Origin of the sequence: Nocardia sp. NPDC056000, from assembly GCF_042269265.1 — a bacterium.
Classification (GTDB): Bacteria; Actinomycetota; Actinomycetes; order Mycobacteriales; family Mycobacteriaceae; genus Nocardia.
This window is the reverse complement of record NZ_JBHJXS010000019.1, coordinates 67719-88058: the sequence shown is the minus strand read 5'-3', so window position 1 is coordinate 88058 and position 20340 is coordinate 67719. Positions and strand designations below refer to the sequence as shown.

The 20340-nt window shown below is 66.0% G+C and carries 18 protein-coding genes; 13 read left to right on the top strand and 5 right to left on the bottom strand.

The window, feature by feature from the left end; genetic code table 11:
• The first annotated feature begins 169 nt into the window (after window positions 1–169).
• The gene (locus ACFC4D_RS42075) at window positions 170–1678 is read left to right on the top strand and encodes an aldehyde dehydrogenase family protein (RefSeq protein WP_376072006.1); all 1509 of its coding nucleotides are present in this window, start codon (window positions 170–172) and stop codon (window positions 1676–1678) included.
• Window positions 1679–1731: 53 nt separating this feature from the next.
• On the opposite strand, the gene ACFC4D_RS42070 is transcribed toward ACFC4D_RS42075, so the two are convergent.
• The gene (locus ACFC4D_RS42070) at window positions 1732–2022 is read right to left on the bottom strand and encodes a hypothetical protein (protein WP_375965863.1); all 291 of its coding nucleotides are present in this window, start codon (window positions 2020–2022) and stop codon (window positions 1732–1734) included.
• 163 nt (window positions 2023–2185) lie between these two features.
• Here ACFC4D_RS42070 and aroA point away from each other — a divergent pair, with 163 nt between their 5' ends.
• The 6 genes from aroA to ACFC4D_RS42040 all read left to right on the top strand — a co-directional run bounded on the left by aroA (window position 2186) and on the right by ACFC4D_RS42040 (window position 6785).
• Window positions 2186–3469, top strand: coding sequence for a 3-phosphoshikimate 1-carboxyvinyltransferase (aroA, locus tag ACFC4D_RS42065; protein ID WP_364639560.1), 1284 nt, complete (start codon window positions 2186–2188; stop codon window positions 3467–3469).
• A complete protein-coding gene (gene rsgA / locus ACFC4D_RS42060; RefSeq protein ID WP_375965859.1) occupies window positions 3430–4476 on the top strand; it encodes a ribosome small subunit-dependent GTPase A in 1047 nt (348 codons plus the stop codon). The genes aroA and rsgA overlap by 40 nt, the downstream gene beginning before the upstream one ends.
• A gap of 367 nt (window positions 4477–4843) precedes the next feature.
• Window positions 4844–5338 carry a hypothetical protein gene (locus ACFC4D_RS42055; protein WP_375965856.1) on the top strand — a complete coding sequence of 165 codons (495 nt, stop codon included), beginning with the start codon at window positions 4844–4846 and terminating at the stop codon, window positions 5336–5338.
• A gap of 202 nt (window positions 5339–5540) precedes the next feature.
• Window positions 5541–5726: a hypothetical protein gene (locus tag ACFC4D_RS42050; RefSeq protein ID WP_375965854.1), complete on the top strand. Its 186-nt coding sequence runs from the start codon at window positions 5541–5543 to the stop codon at window positions 5724–5726.
• A gap of 127 nt (window positions 5727–5853) precedes the next feature.
• On the top strand, window positions 5854–6387 hold the full coding sequence (locus tag ACFC4D_RS42045) for a nitroreductase family deazaflavin-dependent oxidoreductase (protein WP_364639570.1): 534 nt from the start codon (window positions 5854–5856) through the stop codon (window positions 6385–6387).
• Window positions 6388–6467: 80 nt separating this feature from the next.
• The gene (locus ACFC4D_RS42040; RefSeq protein ID WP_364639573.1) at window positions 6468–6785 is read left to right on the top strand and encodes a hypothetical protein; all 318 of its coding nucleotides are present in this window, start codon (window positions 6468–6470) and stop codon (window positions 6783–6785) included.
• Window positions 6786–6950: 165 nt separating this feature from the next.
• Here ACFC4D_RS42040 and secA read toward each other — a convergent pair whose 3' ends face one another.
• Window positions 6951–9779, bottom strand: a complete 2829-nt coding sequence (gene secA / locus ACFC4D_RS42035) for a preprotein translocase subunit SecA (RefSeq protein ID WP_375965847.1) — start codon at window positions 9777–9779, stop codon at window positions 6951–6953.
• Between the two features lie 418 nt (window positions 9780–10197).
• Here secA and ACFC4D_RS42030 point away from each other — a divergent pair, with 418 nt between their 5' ends.
• From ACFC4D_RS42030 to bluB, 6 genes are all read left to right on the top strand, one after another.
• Window positions 10198–11613 (top strand): wax ester/triacylglycerol synthase family O-acyltransferase, encoded by a 1416-nt coding sequence (locus tag ACFC4D_RS42030; protein WP_375965845.1) that lies wholly within the window; start codon window positions 10198–10200, stop codon window positions 11611–11613.
• 52 nt (window positions 11614–11665) lie between these two features.
• Entirely contained in the window at window positions 11666–12178 is a 513-nt protein-coding gene (locus ACFC4D_RS42025; RefSeq protein ID WP_376072110.1) for a DUF6912 family protein, read from the top strand.
• Between the two features lie 262 nt (window positions 12179–12440).
• Complete coding sequence (locus ACFC4D_RS42020; protein WP_375965842.1) at window positions 12441–13601, top strand: ferredoxin reductase; 1161 nt, start codon at window positions 12441–12443, stop codon at window positions 13599–13601.
• A 133-nt stretch (window positions 13602–13734) separates the two neighbouring features.
• Window positions 13735–15153: a fatty acid desaturase family protein gene (locus ACFC4D_RS42015; protein ID WP_375965840.1), complete on the top strand. Its 1419-nt coding sequence runs from the start codon at window positions 13735–13737 to the stop codon at window positions 15151–15153.
• A 95-nt stretch (window positions 15154–15248) separates the two neighbouring features.
• On the top strand, window positions 15249–16499 hold the full coding sequence (locus ACFC4D_RS42010) for a fatty acid desaturase family protein (protein ID WP_375965837.1): 1251 nt from the start codon (window positions 15249–15251) through the stop codon (window positions 16497–16499).
• A gap of 192 nt (window positions 16500–16691) precedes the next feature.
• Window positions 16692–17363, top strand: coding sequence for a 5,6-dimethylbenzimidazole synthase (bluB, locus tag ACFC4D_RS42005; protein ID WP_375965834.1), 672 nt, complete (start codon window positions 16692–16694; stop codon window positions 17361–17363).
• Window positions 17364–17412: 49 nt separating this feature from the next.
• Here the strand turns inward: bluB and ACFC4D_RS42000 are convergent, their stop codons facing one another.
• From ACFC4D_RS42000 to ACFC4D_RS41990, 3 genes are all read right to left on the bottom strand, one after another.
• The gene (locus ACFC4D_RS42000) at window positions 17413–18705 is read right to left on the bottom strand and encodes an acetyl-CoA C-acyltransferase (RefSeq protein ID WP_376072002.1); all 1293 of its coding nucleotides are present in this window, start codon (window positions 18703–18705) and stop codon (window positions 17413–17415) included.
• An 84-nt stretch (window positions 18706–18789) separates the two neighbouring features.
• On the bottom strand, window positions 18790–19461 hold the full coding sequence (hpf, locus tag ACFC4D_RS41995; protein ID WP_364640470.1) for a ribosome hibernation-promoting factor, HPF/YfiA family: 672 nt from the start codon (window positions 19459–19461) through the stop codon (window positions 18790–18792).
• Window positions 19462–19688: 227 nt separating this feature from the next.
• On the bottom strand, window positions 19689–20333 hold the full coding sequence (locus tag ACFC4D_RS41990) for a ComF family protein (protein ID WP_375965829.1): 645 nt from the start codon (window positions 20331–20333) through the stop codon (window positions 19689–19691).
• Window positions 20334–20340: the final 7 nt, after the last annotated feature.

Genomic DNA, 20340 nt, shown 5'->3' with positions numbered 1-20340 from the left:
GATGACCATGCTGCCACCGCGGACCGACATATTCGAGGCTTCGCCACCCCGAGAAATACCGCACGGTTCCTTTCCGGACCTCTTGCGAGTCATGTGAAGGCGGTTGACTTCACTTGTATCGTATGAGACGTTCGTCCCATCACACTCTCGTAAGGGATCGCCGCCACTCATGTCTGCAACCGATACCGCCTCGATCGACCGGGACGCCTCGCTGACCTCCGTCAACCCCGCCACCGGCGATGTTCTCGCCACCTACAAGATCGACGATGAAGACGCGGTGCACGCCGCCGTCGCCAAGGCCCGCACCGCCGCCGCCACCTGGGGCGCGCTGAGCTTCGCCGAACGCAAACGGCATCTGCTGCGCTGGAGCAGCAAGCTGGTCGCCAAATCCGACGAGCTCTGCGCGCTCATCCACGCCGAGAACGGCAAGCCCCTCGATGACGCCTACCTCGAGCTCATGCTCGCGCTGGAGCACATCAAGTGGGCGGCCTCCAACGCCGAGAAGGTGCTCAAGCCCAAGAAGGTCGCGCCCGGTGCGCTGATGGCCAACTTCGCGGCGCATCTCGAGCAGCGGCCGCTGGGCGTGGTCGGCATCATCGGACCGTGGAACTACCCGGTCTACACACCCAACGGATCCATCGCCTACGCGCTCGCCGCGGGCAATGCCGTGGTGTTCAAGCCGAGCGAATTCTCCACGGGCATCGGCAATTTCGTGGCCGCCGCGTTCAACGAGGCGAATCCGGAACTGCCCGACGGGGTGTTCACCACCATCAACGGATTCGGTGCCACCGGCGCTGCGCTGGTGCGGGCGGGCGTGGACAAGCTGGCATTCACCGGATCCACCGCGACCGGTAAGAAGATCATGGCCTCGGCCGCCGACTCGCTCACCCCGGTGCTGCTGGAATGCGGTGGCAAGGATGCGGTGATCGTGGCAGCGGACGCCGATATCAAGGCCGCCGCCGACGCCGTGGCCTGGGGCGCGACCGCCAACTCCGGGCAGACCTGCGCGGGCGTGGAGCGGGTGTACGTCGACAAATCGGTCGCCGAACCGTTCATCGCCGAGGTCAAGCGGATCCTCACCGATATCAAGCCGGGCTCGGACGACAAGGCTTCGTACGGGCCGATGACCATGCCCAGCCAGATCGATATCGTGCGGCGGCATATCGAGGACGCCATCAAGAACGGCGGCACGGCCGTGCTGGGCGGACCCGAATCGATCAAGGGTCCCTACATCGACCCGGTCATCCTGGTCGACACCGATGAGTCCTCGGATGCGGTGTGCGAGGAGACCTTCGGGCCCACCGTCACCATTCGCACGGTGAACGGCATCGACGAGGCGGTCGAGCTCACCAACAAGAGCAAGTACGGGCTCGGGTCCGCCGTGTACTCGGCCAAGCACGGGCTCGAGATCGCCCGTCGCCTGAATGTCGGCTGCACCTCGGTGAATTCGGTGCTCAGCTACGCCGCCATCTCCGGACTGCCGTTCGGCGGGGTCGGCGACTCCGGCATCGGCCGCATCCACGGTGCGCCCGGACTGCTGGAATTCTCCCGCCCGCACTCGATCGCGGTGCAGCGCTTCACGATTCCGGGTATGGCGTTGCTGTCCTACAGCCGCACCGACAGCACCATGAAGCTGCTGCGCAAGATCGTGCCGTTCCTGCACGGGCGCAACAAGTAGGAATTACCCACTCCCGGATGCCGGTTCCCTTGTGGGGACCGGCATTCGGCGTATCAGGGGTTGGGTGGCAGGACGGGTGGGGCGAAGAATTCTTCGAGCGGGGTGGGGCCGGTGTAGCGGCGGCAGTTGCAGGGGACCCAGGCTTTGATTCCCACACCGGTGTTGCGGAAGGTCTCGCCGTGACATTGGCCGGATTCGCGGTCGTGGACGGCGAGATCGTGGCCGCAGCCGCAGAGCGCGGTGGCCACGGCGGGCTTCTTGGCCGGGCGGGAGCCGAAGCGGCCGAGCGCCCAGCCGCCGCCGACCAGCCCGGCGCCGATGAGGAGGCTGATGGGATCGATCACCCGGCCAGTATACGTACTCATATACGTATATGGCTAGCGCGACGGGCGCGATAGCATCTCACGCCTGCGCAATACCGGAAATATCGGACATTTCTACTGGCCGCACCGGACGAAAGGGGCGGGGAGGGCCCGCGAGAGGTCGATCGTTTGGGAGGATGGGACTGTGACTTTCTGGCCCGCGCCCCACGTCCGCACTCCCGTCCACGCTTCGGTGACCCTGCCCGGGTCCAAATCCATTACCAATCGGGCGCTGATTCTCGCCGCGCTGGCGGATCGGCCGTCCACCCTCACCGGTGCGCTGCGCAGCCGCGACACCAACCTCATGATCGACGCGCTGCGGGCCATGGGCGCGAGCATCGAGGGCGACGGCGACACCCTCGTCGTCACCCCGCCCGAGGAATTCGGCAGCGCCGTGGTGGATTGCGGGCTCGCCGGGACGGTCATGCGGTTCCTGCCGCCGGTCGCGGCACTGGCCACCGGCGATGTCGCGTTCGACGGCGATGAGCAGGCCCGGGTCCGGCCGCTCGGCACCATTCTGGACGCACTGCGCGGGCTCGGCGTCGATATCGACGGCAACGCACTGCCTTTCGTGGTGCACGGGACGGGCGCGCTGCGCGGCGGGCCGGTCACCATCGACGCCTCCGGCTCCTCGCAGTTCGTCTCCGGGCTGCTGCTGTCCGCGGCGCGCTTCGAACAGGGCATCACCGTGAATCACGATGGCGCGGCACTGCCCTCGATGCCGCATATCGAGATGACCGTGCAGATGCTGCGCGAAGCCGATGTGCAGGTGGACGCGCCCGCCGATCCGCGCAAGGCGCAGACCTGGACCGTCTCCCCCGGGCCGATCCGCGCCGTGGACTGGGAGATCGAACCCGATCTGTCCAATGCCACCCCGTTCCTGGCCGCGGCCGCGGTCACCGGCGGTGAGGTGAGCATTCCGCACTGGCCGCGCTACACCACCCAGCCCGGCGATGTCATCCGCGAGATCCTGGTGCGGATGGGCGCGGAATGCCGCATCTTCGACGGGATTCTGACCGTGCACGGCCCGGATCGCCTGGCGGGCATCGACATTGATCTGCACGATGTCGGCGAACTCACCCCGACCGTGGCAGCCCTTGCCGCCCTTGCGGATTCGCCGTCCCGGCTGCGCGGTATCGCGCACCTGCGCGGGCACGAGACCGATCGCCTCGCCGCGCTCACCACCGAGATCAACCGGCTCGGCGGCAAGGTCACCGAAACCGAGGACGGGCTCTCCATCACGCCCGCACCGCTTTCCGGCGGGCAGTGGCATTCCTACGCCGATCACCGGATGGCCACCGCGGGTGCGATTCTCGGCCTGGTCGTGCCCGGTGTCGAGATCGAGGACATCGGCACCACCGCCAAGACGCTGCCCAATTTCGTGGAACTGTGGAGCACCATGCTCGACGGACCGGAGGCGGTCCGCTGAAGCGCCGCGAGTACGACGAGTCCGATGTCCGGATCCGACCGGGCAAGAGCTCACGTCCGCGCACCAAAACCCGCCCCCAGCACCTGGACGCGGAAGCGGCCATGGTGGTCTCGGTCGACCGCGGCCGCTGGGGTTGCGTCCTGGCCGACGATCCGGACCACCGGATCGTCGCCATGCGCGCCCGCGAACTAGGGCGCACGCCGATCGTGGTCGGCGATCAGGTGGATGTGGTCGGCGATCTGTCCGGCAAACCCGATACCCTCGCCCGCATCGTGCGGGTGGCGGATCGGCGAACCGTGTTGCGCCGCACCGCAGATGACACCGATCCCTTCGAACGGATCGTGGTCGCCAATGCCGAACAGTTGTTCATCGTGGTGGCGCTGGCCGATCCGCCGCCGCGCACCGGATTCGTGGAACGCGCCATGGTCGCGGCGTATGTCGGTGGGCTGCAACCGATTCTGTGCCTGACCAAACACGATCTGGCCGCCGACTCCGAATTCGCCGCCGCCTTCGAGGATTTGGATCTCACCATCGTGTACGGCGGTATCGAGGATCCACTGGAACCGGTCTTCGAGATGCTGAACGGCCGCCTCACCGCATTGATCGGACATTCGGGGGTCGGCAAGTCCACCCTGGTGAATCGTCTTGTGCCGGATGCGGATCGGGCCGTCGGCGTCGTCTCCGGAGTCGGTAAGGGGCGGCACACCTCCACCCAATCGGTGGCGCTGGCATTGGAAGAGGGCGGCTGGGTGGTGGACACCCCCGGCGTGCGCTCCTTCGGTCTCGCGCACATCACCCCGGACGATGTGATCGGCGCGTTCTCCGATCTGGCCGATGCCATCGAGGATTGCCCGCGCGGGTGCACCCATCTGGGACCGCCCGCCGATCCGGAATGCGCGCTGGACAATCTGCCCGGGAAAGAGGCGCGGGTGGCGGCGATTCGACTGCTGCTCACCGCACTCAACACCAATGATCCGTGGTTCAAGGGTGTACAGCCGACGGTCTGAACCGTGCAGCTTACCGCCCTGGTCGTGCGCGCCACCGCGTCTACGCGGAAACTACTCGGCGGTAATGAAATAAGCTGTACAGCAACAGGTTTCAGTTTCGGCTACGCTCACAGCTGACCGCCCGCAATCGGAAATATTCGCGTTACAGGTGGTCATCCGAGCGCCATCGGACCGTCACCCATTCGGCAAACTCCGAGGCGCACACTGTCTTCCGCACCCGGCGTCCGGCAGCGGCCCGCCCCCTCCGCAGCGGGCCCCGGCGGTACGGATCCGGCGCGAAGACTTCGTCCTGCGATCGCGCCAGCCCACGGGATCCGTCGACGCCCCGGGCGCCGGGTGCACACCACTCGCCGCCCGGAGGTCCCCGATGTTCGAATCCTGCTGCTCCCCACATGAATCGGCCCACCTGCTGCGGGCGCGCTATGGGTTACCGGTGGAAATGTTCGCCAACCGCCCGTTCCTGTCCGTCGGCCCGATGCTGGAGGCGATCACGCTGCCGGCCGGGCTCGGCCGCCGGGTGCTGGAACGGCTCCGGGTCGGCCGCGAACTGCTGGAGCGAGCCGAACAATTACCGCGACCGCCCGTCATCGCCGATCCCCGCGGCCGCCGCTGGACCCTGCTGACCGCACCGCCAGCCCCGTATCACCCACTCCCCCAACAACTCCTGCGCCGCCTGCACGCGCACGCCGTCGAACTGCCCGAACCCGGAACCCGCATCATGCTGCCCACCACGGATCTCCCCCTCGGCTGGCACTGGGCCAGCGAACCGGAGCCGGGCACCATGCGGCTACCACACCGGACGGTCGCACTCGGCGCGGTGCGCCTCTCGATTCTGGCCGGCGCCGACAATGTTCCGGCGTGAGCCGAGCACATTTCGGCACGGAATCGCAATTCCCCGAATGCGTTTCGTATCGCGATAATTGAATGGCAATGAATAAAAGGGTTGACGTTAACCGTCGATTCATTTTCCGCACAGGGACTTCACATTGCACTCACAGGAATGTGGTAGGAATTTGCGGTCGGCGGGCACACCGCCGATCCGTTCGAAATCTCTAGGAGTAAGAATGCGCAAGATGCGCGCGCTGGGTGTGGCCGCTATCGCCACCGGTCTGCTGTTCGGCGCCACCGGTATCGCCGCCGCCGAAACCACCACCCCGCCCCCGGCCGCCACCACCGGCTCCGCGGACCAGGTCGTCAACTGGGTCAACCTGATCCTCAAGGGTCTCACCGCCGGCAGCGTGAAGAAGTAATCTCCGCCGTAAAAGGCCGTCTCCCAGTCGAATAGGCACGGAGACGGCCTTTTCGCCGTCCGCGCTCCGACCGCCCCGAGGACCTGACATCCCATGAATCCCCGTCGGCGGACTAGGCTTGATAGGCATGGCGAATGATCAGCAGGAGGGTACAGGTGCGGGACGGCGCGAACGCCGCCTGCGGAATCCGCTTCCGGCGGTGGGGCGGGCGCTGGCTCGCAGGCCGATCGTGATGCGCAGTGCGCCCGCGGTCGCATTGCTGGAGCGCACCACCCGGCGGCTCAGCCGGGGACGGATGGGCGTACTCGATTTGGCCGGACTGCCCGCACTCGAATTGACGGTCGCCGGACGGCGCACCGGACAACCGCGCACGGTGTCGCTGCTGTACATTCCGGATCCGATCGATCGAAAAGTCTTCCTGCTCATCGGATCCAATTGGGGAAAGCCGAAACATCCCGCGTGGTCGTCGAATCTGGCCGCGGCCGATCACGCCGAATTGCATATCGGCGGTGAGCGATTCACGGTGAACGTGCGCACCCTCGACGGTGTCGACCGCGAACGCGCCTGGGCTCGCGCCATCGCGTTCTGGCCCGGTTACGTCATGGAACAGCGACTGGCCGGAGCGCGGGTGTTCCGGATGTTCGAGCTCACCCGAGCGTGACCGCCCGCAGATAGCTCGTAACGGACCGGACGGTCGACGTAAGTGCTGCGCGCGCCGCCCGAACTCGCTAGATTGCCGGAGTGGAAGACCATGAGCGGGGCGAATACTCGCCGCTCCTAGACGAAGACCTGGGGCCCGGCGCACCGGTAACCCCGGAGGTGCGGATCGGGCGCAACGACGACAGCGCGGGCCTGCCCGAATGCGTGCGCTGCGGACGACCGGCGGCGCTCTACGTACGCGCGGTATGGCTGTCCATGCGCGCGGTCCTCAGCGGAGATACCGACGTGGACAAGATGATTCAGGTCAACGCGTGCGGCCCCTGCACGGGCAGCGTCGCGGGCATGATCCTGATCAATTGGGACCCCCGGCACTGGGGCGAATCGGTGAACCTGGACTGACACCGCGCGCGGGACCCGGCCGAACCGGGCCCCGCCGGAATCACATCGCGGGGCTATCGAAACGGTGGCGACGGTGGCGCGGAGTGAACGATGCCCTGAATCGCCCCCCGAAACGACAGCGCCCCGGGTGTCTCCACCCGGGGCGCCTACATCAGACAACCGAAATCAGCGGCGGCGCTTGGACTTCGGGGCCTTGTCGAGCTTGCCCTGGGCGCGGGCGGCCTCGCGGCGCTCGCGGCGGGTGCCCTCGGCATTGCCGTCGCCGTACTCCTCGGAGTCGCTGTGCACCGCGGTGTGGCCGCCCTCGTCCGGACCCGAGTAGCTCAGCGCACGGGGCGCGGGCTCGTCGATTCCCTTGGCGCGCAACGCCGCCGGAGCGCCATTGCCCGCCGCGGGCTGCTCCTGGGTGGGCAGCGGGCGATTGCCGACCGGGGACTGCAGGCCCGCGCCGACCGAGACACCGGTGGGCTGGGGCTGCTGCACCTCGACCTGGAGGTTGAACAGGAAGCCGACCGACTCCTCCTTCAGACCCTCCAGCATGGCGGCGAACATATCGAAGCCCTCGCGCTGGTACTCGACCAGCGGATCACGCTGGGCCATGGCGCGCAGGCCGATGCCCTCCTTGAGGTAATCCATCTCGTAGAGGTGCTCACGCCACTTGCGGTCCAGCACGGACAGCAGGATCTGACGCTCCAGATTGCGCATGCTGCCCTCGCCCGCGAGCCCGTCGATCTCGGCTTCGCGGTTCTCGTAGGAGGCGTGCGCGTCATCCAGCACGGCTTCGAGCAGTTCCTCGCGGGACAGCTCGCCGACCTCGCCGTCGGCGTTCTCGCCGGTGAGGTCCTTGTAGTCGATGCCGATGGGGTACAGCGTCTTCAGCGCGGTCCACAGTTTGGCGAGATCCCAGTCCTCGACATAGCCCTCGGCGGTGGCGCCCTGGACGTAGGCGGTGATCACATCGGTGATCATCTCCTGGACCTGGCCTTCCATATCCTCGCCGTTGAGGATGCGGGCGCGCTCGGCGTAGATGACCGTGCGCTGCTGGTTCATCACCTCGTCGTACTTCAGGACGTTCTTGCGGATCTCGAAGTTCTGCTGCTCGACCTGGGTCTGCGCGGACTTGATGGCACGCGAGACCATCTTGGCCTCGATCGGCACATCGTCCGGCAGGTTCAGGCGGGTCATGATCGACTCGAGCGCCGCGCCGTTGAAGCGCCGCATGAGCTCATCACCCAGGGACAGGTAGAAGCGGGATTCACCCGGATCGCCCTGACGGCCGGAACGACCGCGCAGCTGATTGTCGATACGACGCGATTCATGCCGTTCGGTGCCGAGCACGTACAGGCCACCGGCCTCACGCACCGTCTCGGCATCCTCCTCGGTCTGCTCCTTGACGCGCTCGAGCGCGGGCAGCCAGGCCGCCTCGTACTCGGCCGGGGTCTCGACCGGGTCCAGGCCCTGCCGGCGCAGCAGGATGTCGGCGATGATGTCCGGATTGCCGCCGAGCACGATATCGGTACCACGACCGGCCATATTGGTGGCGACGGTGACCGCGCCGGGCCGACCGGCCTCGGCGATGATCTGGGCTTCCTGCTCGTGGAACTTGGCGTTCAGCACCGAATGCGGGATACCGCGCTTGGTGAGCTGCTTGGACAGGTACTCCGAACGCTCGACCGAGGTGGTGCCGACCAGCACGGGCTGGTTCTTCTCGTGCCGCTCGACGATATCGTCGGCGACCGCGGAGTACTTGGCCTCTTCGGTCTTGTAGATCAGGTCGGACTGGTCCTGGCGGACCATTTCCCGGTTGGTCGGGATCGGCACCACGCCCAGGCCGTAGGTCTGGTGCAGTTCGGCCGCCTCGGTCTCGGCGGTACCGGTCATACCGGACAGCTTGTCGTAGAGGCGGAAGTAGTTCTGCAGCGTGATCGTCGCCAGGGTCTGGTTCTCCGGCTGGATCTCGACCGCTTCCTTGGCCTCGATCGCCTGATGCATGCCCTCGTTGTAGCGGCGACCCACCAGGATGCGGCCGGTGAACTCGTCGACGATGATGACCTCGCCGTCGCGGACGATGTAATCCTTGTCGCGGGTGTACAGCTCCTTCGCCTTGATGGCGTTGTTCAGGTAGCTGACCAGCGGGGAGTTCGCCGCCTCGTACAGGTTGTCGATACCGAGCTGATCCTCGACGAATTCGACGCCCGCCTCGTGCACGCCGATGGTGCGCTTCTTGATGTCGACCTCGTAGTGCAGGTCCTTCTTCAGCAGCGGCGAGATGCGCGCGAACTCCGCGTACCACTTCGAGGAAGCGTCCGCCGGACCCGAGATGATCAGCGGGGTGCGAGCCTCGTCGATCAGAATCGAGTCGACCTCGTCGACCACGGCGAAGTTATGGCCGCGCTGCACCAGATCGTCCAGCGAATGCGTCATATTGTCGCGCAGGTAGTCGAAGCCGAACTCGTTGTTCGTGCCGTAGGTGATATCGGCGTTGTAGGCCACGCGGCGCTCGGCCGGGGTCATACCGCCCAGGATCACGCCGACATCGAAGCCGAGGAACCGGTGCACGCGGCCCATCCACTCGGCATCGCGCTTGGCGAGGTAGTCGTTGACGGTGACCACGTGCACGCCGTCGCCGCTGATGGCGTTCAGATAGGCGGGCAGCACACAGGTCAGGGTCTTGCCCTCACCGGTCTTCATCTCGGACACATTGCCGATGTGCAGGGCGGCGCCGCCCATGATCTGCACCTTGTAATGCTTCTGATTGAGCACCCGCCAGGACGCCTCCCGGGCGGTCGCGAAGGCCTCGAGGAGCAGCTCGTCGAGGGATTCACCCTCGGCATAGCGCTCCTTGAACTCCTCGGTCTTGGCTTGCAACTCGGAGTCGGACAGCGCCGCGAACTCCTCGTCCAGGGCGATAACTTCATCCGCCAGGTTCGCAAGCCGCTTGACCGTGCGACCTTCACCAATCCGTAGCAACCTCGAAAGCGTCAGCGCAGGCACGGGTCTTGTCAGTCCTCTGGTCGGTGTATTCGGTAGCCCCCACCAAGGCAGGGAACGTGCGCGCGAGCGCGCAATCACTGCCATGGTAATCCGCAGCCCAGCATAGGCGCTGAAGTGCACGAGCGACGGGACGGCCGGTTGCTGCGAGCCCGAAACCGCACGTAGCGACAGTTGAGCGAATGACTTTGTGTCCGAGGCTGTTTCAAGTCCGCTGACGTAGGATGTACCAAGGTTCGGCGCGCGGAGGCGCGAACCGGGGGCGTCGGCTACGACGTGAATTTGCGGGCAGTGAGGCCCGGACCGTTCCCCCAGGTGATCGGATTGCGATAGCTTGCCACCAGAACCGGCGCGCGCCGCCGACGCCTTGCGGGGGGATGCCAGGCGGGCGCACGGCAGGGATTAGGGAGTAGCGGGCAGCGTGATCACCAGACTGACGCCGCAGGACGCGTCGTTCTACCGGCTCGAATCGAGCAGCAATCCCATGCATATCGGCTCCCTCGCCATCCTGCGCAATAGCGCGCCCACCGGGAATTCCGGGCACGCGCCGCTGGATTACGACAGCCTCGTCGCACTGGTGGAATCACGATTGCCGCTGGTGCCGCTGTATCGCCGCAAGGTGCGTGAGATTCCGTTCGCCCTGGGTCGTCCGATTTGGGTGGACGACGCGCAATTCGACGTCACCTATCACATTCGCAGGTCCGCGCTGCCCGAGCCGGGAACCGATGAGCAACTCCTCGACCTGGTCGCACGGCTGGCCTCGCGGCCGCTGGACAGCGCCCGGCCGCTATGGGAGATGTACCTCGTCGAGGGACTCTCGGACGGGCGGTCCGCGGTGTTCACCAAAACGCATTCGGCGCTGGTGGACGGCGATACCGCGCTGGAGATCGGGCATGTGATCCTGGACACCTCGGCCGCACCCCGCGAGGTCGCCGACGACGCCTGGATCGCGCATCGCGAACCCGCCGACCTGGAATTGCTGATCGGGGCGGTGCTGCATCTGGCAACCCAGCCGCGCGAAGCCCTGGAGGTCATGCGGCATCACGGCGCGGAGGCGTTCGCGGTGGTCGACGCCACCGGCAAGGCCGTGCAGAAGATGGTGTCCATGCTGCGCGCGGCCGCACTCGGGGCGCCGGACAGTCCGCTGAATACGCGTACCTCGCGCAGCCGCAGATTCGAAGTCGTGCGCACCGATCTCGAGGATTACCGCAAGATCCGCAAACGATTCGACTGCTCCATCAACGATGTGATTCTCGCCGTGGTCACGGGTGCGCTGCGCAATTGGCTGCTCTCGCGCGGGCAGGTGCTCACCGAGGCCGATGCCCTGCGCGCGGTGGTGCCCATGTCCGTGTACGCCGACGGCGCGGAATTGAAACCGGCGGGCGAGGTCACCCCGCTGCTGGTGGATCTGCCGGTGGGCGAACCGAATCCGGTGATCCGGATGTCGCATATCAAGCACGCCACCGAGGCGCACGCCCGGCATCAGCAGGGGGTGCAGGCGCGGACCCTCGTGCATATGGCCGGATTCGCTCCGGCGAGCCTGCATGCGATGAGTGTGCGGTCTGCGAGTACCTTTGCCGAGCACACGTTCAATCTGGTGATCACCAATGCGCCGGGTCCGCAGCAGCCGATGTATATCGGCGGCGCGCGGATGCTGGAGATGTATCCGGTGTCGCCATTGCTGCGCAATCAGGCATTGAGTATCGGACTCACCTCCTATGACGGGCGGGTCTGCTACGGGCTCACCGCCGACCGCGACGCGATGGCCGATATCGCGGTATTGACCGCTTCGGTGCACGAGTCGATGGAGGAGATGCTCGGTGCCTGCGTCCAGTGAGTCGTCCGGCGTGGCGAAGAAGCTACGCGTGTACGTCCCGGCCACCGTGCCGATGCTGCGGGAACTGGTCGCCGACCGGGAGATCCGGGCAATCAACGACACCGCGTTCGCGGTCACGCCCGCATTGCGCGAGGCGTACGCGTCCGGGGATGACGAGGAGTTGGCCGAGGTCGCCATGTCCGAGGCGGCGCGCGCCTCGCTGCGCTTGCTCGCCGAGGATTCCGCGCTCGAGGACAAGGACACCGACTCCGACGATGACGCCTCGCCCTCGCGCGGGCCGATCTTCCGGCGCGCGGTGATCGCCGCCGATGTCGACGGTGCGACCCTGCGGCCCGATCTCGACGACGCGGTGGTCCGGCTCGCGGCCGCGATCCCGTACGACCGCATCGCCTCGGTGCACGTGGATCTGGTCGAAGCCGAGCCCGAGGTGGCCAAGGCCGTGGATGTGATCGATGCCGCCGATATGGGTGACACCGATGCCGAATTCGTGCTCGGCGATGCCGAGGATCACCAATTGGCTTGGTACGCCGCCCAGGAACTGCCGTTCCTGCTGGAACTGCTGTAGGGCAGATTTCGGGGGCGAACCCCCGATTCACCGGTGGTCCTGTACCTCTTTCGTCGGCGGCACCGGCACCGTAACCTACGATGCCGTAACCTTGCTGTGACAGCGTGCGTAAGCACCCGGTATGGCCCGCACAGGCCATCCGCCGGGCAGCACCTGAGCACCGCGAGCAGCGACGCAGCTGTGCCGCGGAGCGGGCGGCCCGTCACGGGCCGCGGTTGACGACACTGCGCTACAGCGCACGACGACAGGAACGTCCGGAAAAATGGCATCGAAGAGTGGCGGATTCTCCGTGCGGGGACTCCGGGAATGGCTGGAGGCGCCGGTCGCCGAGGGCGCGACCGCGGGACGCACCAAGCTGAACACGCTGCGCGGTGCGGCGGCACGAGTCACCACTCCCCTGCTGCCCGACGATTATCTGCATCTGGTGAATCCGCTGTGGTCGGCGCGCGAGCTGCGCGGGCGCATCGTGGAGGTGCGCAAGGAGACCGCGGATTCGGTCACGCTGGTGATCAAGCCGGGCTGGGGTTTCGATTTCAAGTTCTCGCCGGGCCAGTACATCGGCATCGGCGTACTGGTGCAGGGGCGCTGGCATTGGCGTTCGTATTCGCTGACCTGCCCGCCGGATTGGACCGATCCGGAGCATAAGGCCAAGCGGCTCATCTCGATTGCCGTCAAGGCGATGCCCGAGGGGTTCCTGTCCAGCCATCTGGTGAACGGTGTCGCGGTCGGCAGTGTGGTGCGGCTGGCCGCGCCGCAGGGCGGATTCGTACTGCCGGAGCCGCCGCCGGCGAAGGTGCTGTTCCTCACCGCGGGTTCGGGCATCACGCCGGTGATGGCGATGCTGCGCACCATGGATCGCCGCGGTGTGGTGCCGGATGTGGTGCATGTGCATTCCGCGCGCACCCCCGAGGACGTCATGTTCGGTGACGATCTGCGCGAATTGCACGATAAGCACCCGAGTTTCACCGCGAACCTGCATTACACCGGTGAGAACGGCAAGTTCGCGCTGGCCTCGCTGGATGAGCTCGTGCCCGATTGGCGTGAGCGCGATACCTGGGCGTGCGGGCCGATCGGCATGCTCGATGAGATCGAAAAGCATTGGGACGACGCCGATATCGCCGATCAGCTGCATGTGGAGCGGTTCGAGATCGAGCGTTCGGCCACCGGCGAGGGCGGCACCGTCACCTTCGCGCGGGCGGGCCGCAGCGTCGAGATCGACGGCGCCACCACGCTGTTGCAGGCCGGTGAGGAAGCGGGTGTGCAGATGCCGTTCGGCTGCCGCATGGGCATCTGCCAGACCTGTGTGGTGACCATCACCGACGGTCATGTGCGCGATCTCCGCAACGGCAATGAGCGCCGTGCCGGGGACAAAGTGCAGACCTGTATCTCCGCCGCCGCGGGCGATTGCACTCTTGACGTATAAAGCACACACCGTGCGGCACCACCATTCCGAATAGCAGCTACCCTCGATAGCAGTCGAGCCTGACCGCGGCCCCGCTCGGGGCCGCGAATCCGCCCCAGCGGCGTGAGGCAGTTCAACCACGGAAGGACCGCCGGTGGCCATCACCGACATCAAGACGTTCGCTCACCTCACCGAGGCGGATATCGAGACCCTGGGTCAGGAGCTCGACACCATTCGCAGAAATGTCGAGCTCTCGCTCGGCGAGAAGGACGCGAAGTACATTCGCCGCGTCATTCGCGCCCAGCGCGTGCTGGAGGCTGCCGGGCGCGCCACCCTGTTCGCGAGCAAGAACAGGTGGGCCTGGCTGGGCGGCACCGCGCTGCTGTCGGTCGCCAAGATCATCGAGAACATGGAGCTCGGGCACAACATCAGCCACGGGCAATGGGATTGGATGAACGACCCGGAGATCCACTCCACCACGTGGGAGTGGGATATGACGGGTACCTCGGCGCAGTGGAAGACCGCGCACAACTACTCGCATCACACCTATACGAACATCCTCGATATGGATGAGGATCTCGGCTTCGGCATTCTGCGCATGACGCGCGATGAGGAATGGAAGCCGATCAACCTGGCGCAGCCGGTGGCGAATCTGGTGCTGGCCGCGCTGTTCGAGTGGGGCATTGCGCTGCACGATCTTTCGGCTGTCAAAGAGCAGCAGGGCGTGGATCCCAAGGACTGGTTCTCCGAGCCGAACAAGGAGTTCTGGCGCAAAGCGGGCAAGCAGGTCGTCAAGGATTTCGTGATCTATCCGGCGCTGACGGGTCCGGCGTGGAAGTCCACGCTCAAGGCCAATGCCACCGCGAACCTGGTGCGCAATCTGTGGGCGTACGCCGTCATCTTCTGCGGGCATTTCCCGGACGGTGCGGAGAAGTTCACCGAGGAGCAGTTCGAGAACGAGACGCAGGGCGAATGGTATCTGCGGCAGATGCTGGGCAGCGCCAATTTCGAGGCGGGCCCGGCGATGGCGCTGATGAGCGGCAATCTCAGCTTCCAGATCGAACATCATCTGTTCCCGGACATTCCGAGCAATCGGTATGCCGAGGTATCGGTGAAGGTGAAGGAACTGTGCGACAAGTACGACCTGCCGTACACCACCGGTTCGATCGGTAAGCAATACCTGCTGGCATTCCGGACGATTCACAAACTGGCGCTGCCGGATCAGTGGTTGAAGCGGACTTCCGATGACGCGCCGGAGACTTCCTCGGAGCGCAAATTCGCCGGTATCACGCTGCCCGCATTGCCCGCTATGCCGTCGCTGCAGGACGGTCAGGAGTGGCTGGCCGAGCACAACTGGGCTGGTGTGGACCCCGTGACAGGTGAGCGGCGCGGACTGCGTTCGGCCATGCAGGAGGCCAAGACCGCGCTCAAGGAGAAGGCCCAGCACGAGAAGGAAGTACTGCGCGAGGCCAAGGCCGCATTGCAGGAAAAGGCAAGGCACGAAAAGGCTTTGCTCACCGAGAAGGCCGGGCGGCGGCGCTCGCTGAAGCAAATGCTGCGGCGTTCGCGCTAGCAGGTTACGATATCGAACGCAATGCGGCGTTCGACACGTTACGGATTCACTCGCTCGGAACCTACGGAGCCGTAACCTACGGTACTGTAAGTTGCATGGCGATCTCGGATGTCAAGGAATACGCACACCTCACCCCGGAGGATGTCGAAGCTATCGGCGCGGAACTGGATGCCATCCGCCGCGAAATCGAATCCTCCCGGGGCGAAAGCGATGCGCGTTACATCCGCCGCGTTATTCGTCTCCAGCGCGCCCTCGAAATCAGCGGGCGCGGAGCGCTTTTCTTCAGCCTGTTCCCGCCCGCCTGGATCGCGGGCACGGCACTGCTCGGCACGGCCAAGATCATCGAGAATATGGAGATCGGCCATAACGTCATGCACGGCCAGTGGGATTGGATGAACGATCCGGAAATCCACTCCACCTCGTGGGAATGGGATAACGCCGGACCGTCCGAGCACTGGAAGATCACGCATAACTTCCTGCACCACAAGTACACCAATGTGCTCGGCATGGACGACGATATCGGCTACGGCCTGCTGCGCGTCACCCGCGATCAGCGCTGGAGCCCGTTCTACCTCGGCCAGCCGATCTACAACCTGCTGCTGCAGAGCTTCTTCGAATACGGCGTCGCCATCCAGCATTTGGAGCTCGGCAAGGTCGCCAAGAAGAAGTGGGCCAAGGACAGCCCCGAATGGAAGCAGTTCGAGGCCGACCGCGCGCTGGTGCTCAAGAAGATCGGCAAGCAGGCTGGCAAGGATTACCTGCTGTTCCCGCTGCTCACCGGTCCCGCGTTCTTCGGCACGCTGACCGCGAACCTGGCCGCGAACGTCATGCGCAATGTGTGGACCAACGCCATCATCTTCTGCGGGCACTTCCCGGACGGTGCGGAGAAGTTCACCAAGCACGATGTGCTGAACGAGACCCAGGGCGAGTGGTACCTGCGCCAGATGCTGGGCAGCGCCAACATCTCCGGCGGCAAGCTGCTGCACTTCATGTCCGGCAACCTGAGCCACCAGATCGAACACCACCTGTTCCCGGATCTGCCGTCCAACCGGCTGGCCGATATCGCGGTGCGGGTGCGCGCCATGTGCGACAAGTACGACCTGCCGTACACCACCGGTTCGCTGCCGGTGCAGTACTTCAAGTCGTGGCGCACCATCATGAAGCTGTCGCTGCCGAACAAGTACCTGTTCCGCAGTGCCGATGACGCCCCGGAAACCAAGTCGGAGAAGATCTTCGGCGGCGTCGCGACGGTCGACCCCACCACGGGTCGCCGCACCGGCCTGCGCACCGCCCTGGCCCAGGGCCGCAAGCGCCTGCGCCGCCGCGAGCCCGCCCTCGTCGGCTGAACGAGTAGTCCATGACTGTGCCCTCACCCTCACCGGTGGGGGCACAGTCATATCCGGGCCGCGTCCGGGGCGGGGTGTGGATCCCGGCCAAAAGCATGCCGGGATGACGAGGGGGCACGCGTGCCAGGACTTCGGGGCGGGGCGTGTGGGCTGCCAGGAAGGCGGGGCGTGCGGCCTGGTTCACTGGTCGGCGTGTGTGCCGAAGGTCCGATAGCCCCCGAAGAATGTCTCAGCGTCTACGACGCCATCCGCCTGCGCCGCGATGTCCGCGCGGAGTTCACCGGCGAAGTCGTGGACGACCCCACGCTGTTGCGGATTCTCGAAGCGGCGCATCGCGCCCCCAGTGTCGGCAACTCCATGCCCTGGGATTTCATCGTGATCCGGGATCGGGCGATGCTGTCGAAGTTCGCCGATCACGTCGCCGATAAGCGCCGCGAATTCAACGACGCCCTCCCCGCTGATCGCTCGGAGACGTTCAACCCGATCAAGATCGAGGGCATCACCGAATCCGGCACCGGAATCGTGGTGACCCACAATCAAGCTCGCGGCGGCACGCATATCCTCGGCCGCGCGACGGTCCCCGAAACCGGTATCTACTCGACGATCCTCGCCATCCAGAACCTCTGGCTCGCGGCCACCGCCGAGGGCATCGGCGTCGGCTGGGTCAGCTTCTACGACACCCCGGTCCTGGCCGATCTCCTCGACCTCCCCGACCACATCAAACCGGTCGCCTGGCTCTGCGTCGGCCCGGTCACCGAATTCCAGCAGATCCCCGACCTCGAGCGCTTCGGCTGGCGCACCCGCCGCCCCCTCGAATCCGCCATCCACTGGGAACGTTTCACCCCCGGCAACCCCGCCGAATAGACCGAACCCCGATCTGCCTGAGCAGACCGGGGTTTCGGAGCAGGATGGGTCAGACGCGTTCGAGGACCGCTGACGCGCCGATGCCGCCGGCGGCGCAGATGCCGAGGAGGGCGGTGGATTTGCCGGAGCGGGCGAGTTCGTTGGCCATGGTGGTGACCATGCGGGCTCCGGTGGCGCCGAAGGGGTGGCCGAGGGAGACGGAGCCGCCGTGGATATTCAGGGTGGCGGGGTCGATCTCGCCGACGGCGGTGTCGCGGTCCAGGCGCTGTTTGGCCCAGTCGGTGCTGGCCAGGGCCGAGACGACGGACAGGGTCTGGGCGGCGAAGGCTTCGTGGATATCGACGAAATCGATGTCCGCCAGGGACAATCCGGCCTTGTCGAGGGCGCGGGGCATGGAGATGGCGGGGCCGATCAGCACCTGGTCGCGGGGGTCGACCGAGACGTAGCTCCAGGAGCGGAAGGCCGCGAGGGGTTCGAAGCCGAGGGCGCGGGCCTTCTCCTCGCTCATGAGCAGCACCGCGGACGCGCCGTCGGTGAGCGGGCTGGCATTGCCCGCGGTGACGGTGCCGCCCTTGGCGAATACCGGTGCGAGCGTGGCCAATTTCTCCACGCTGGTGCCCGGCCGGACCAGTCCGTCGCGGGTGACGGTCTTGCCCTCGGGCGTGGTGACGGACAGGACTTCGCTGTCGAACCGCCCGGATTCGATGGCGGCCGCGGCGCGATGGTGTGAGCGCGCGGCGAACTCGTCCTGCGCGGCGCGCGAAATGCCGTGGATGCGAGCCATTTTCTCGGCGCTCTCACCCATGACCTCGCCGGTGGTGCGCTCTTCGATCTTGGGCCGGCGCGGCACCAGATCGATGAACGGCGCCAATTGCGCTGCGGCCGTGAGGTAATCCTTGGCCTTGGGCTTGCCCAGCGCGAGCGGTGCGGCGGCGTGCACCACCTTCTGCGGCAGCTTCACTTCCGCATTGCTGGTGGAGTCACTGCCACCGGCGATCATGATGTCGTATTCACCGCGTTCGATGGCCGCGGCCGCCGAGGTGACGGCCTGCAGCCCCGAAGCGCACGCCCGCGTGACGGTGTACCCCTCGCACCCCGGATCCAATTGCAGATCCAGTGCGATCTCGCGCGCGATATTCGGCGCGGCACTGGGCAGGATCACCCCGCCCCACACGATCGCCTGGACGAGTTCCTTCGACAGCCCGGTCCGTTCGAGGAGTCCGCGTACGGCGATATCCGCGAGGTCGATGGAGTCCATCCGGGTGTAGTCGCTGAACGCCCGCACGAACGGGGTCCGCGCACCGGACACGATTACTGCGCGACGAGCGCCCTTGTTGGTCACGACTCAGTTGTATCTGATACGAGTTGTAACAGCAAGGGACCGGGGCTTGGGTGAAGCCCCGGTCGAACCAGAGTTCACCTGCCGCTATGCGAGACGGATTATCCCGTAGTCGAAGGCGTGGCGGCGGTACACAACCGACGGTCGGTCGGTCTCCTTGTCCTGGAACAGGAAGAAATCGTGGCCGACGAGCTCCATCTGGTAGAGGGCGTCGTCAACCGTCATGGGGATGGCGGGATGGGTCTTGGTACGGACGACGTGTCCCGGACCGGCTTCGCCGTCCAGTTCCTCGGCCGCGTGATCATGCACGCCGGACGACCCGTTCGGTGACATGAACAGCGAATCGTCGATGAGCCCGGCCGTCGCTTGCGACACCGAGATCGGTGTCTTGTCCCCATGATGTACGCGACGACGGTCCTTGAGCCGGCGCAACCGGCCCTCCAGCCGCTCGACCGCCAATTCGAGGGCGGCGTAGAAGCTGTCCGCGCAGGCTTCGGCCCGGACGACGGGCCCCTTGCCGCGGGCGGTGATCTCTATTCGCTGGCAGTTCTTACGCTGACGACGATTGCGCTCGTGGGTGAGCTCCACGTCGAACAGATAGATGCTGGGATCGAAGCGCTCGAGCCGAGAGAGCTTGTCCGCGACGTGGATTCGGAAATGTTCGGGTACGCCGCCCTCGCCGAGCGTGCGTCCCTTGACGACGACTTCCGCCTGGGTGGCCCCGGTGGGTTGGTCGTCTGGAATGAATTCGTCCAGCAGCGCAGTGTCTGCGTTTTTCGCTGAAGGTCGTGAAGATGTCGTCACGCGTACCTCCCGGATCTGGCCGCACAATCCGCTCGTGCGGCGGGATTGAAACGTGTGCCGATCGAAATCGCTCGGCACATCTTGGTCCGAGGCGCCACCTCCAAACTTCGAGTTCGGGTGTCTGATCGCCACGCTAGTTCGCCAGCGACCTGTCCGCCAGTGTTCACGCAAATTTCGAAGAATCAAGCGTGGCAGGTAACCAGCGCGGCACGAACGGTCACTCGCGCCTCGCGTAGCGCACGCACCGATTCCGTCACTGTGGCACCGGTGGTCAGGACGTCGTCGATGAGCACTACCTCGGCATTTGCCGGAAATGGGAGGGTTTGGGCACGGCTCGGCGCTACGATGATCCGCCCCCGCAGATTGTGCTGGCGGTCGCTGCGATTCAGGCCGACCGAATCGCGCACACCTGGTCGTAAACCCAATACGCGCACCAATCGGCAATCGGGCAGCCAACTCGCCGCGACGTGCGCGGAACGCAGTACCGGGTCACCGCCGCGCCTGCGAGCAGCGGCCCTGCGGGTGGGTGCGGGGATCAGAATCAGCGGCCGGGAGCCGTCGCGCAAAAGATCCAGCCCCCTGGCCAGGGCCACCCCCGTCGAGTGTGCCAAATCGGCCCGGCGCTGTTCCTTGGCGGCCAGCACCGCGCGCCGCGGCGCACCCCGGTAGGGCGCGAGCGCCCAGCACGGCACGCCGGGATCGGCCCTGGGGCGCAGGCGGATCGGCGGACCGGACAGCGCGGCCGCGCAATCCGCGCACCACGCCGTGCCACCTGCCCCGCAACCGCCACAGGAGCGCGGCAGGATCAGATCCAGCAGTTCCCCCATGGGGTCA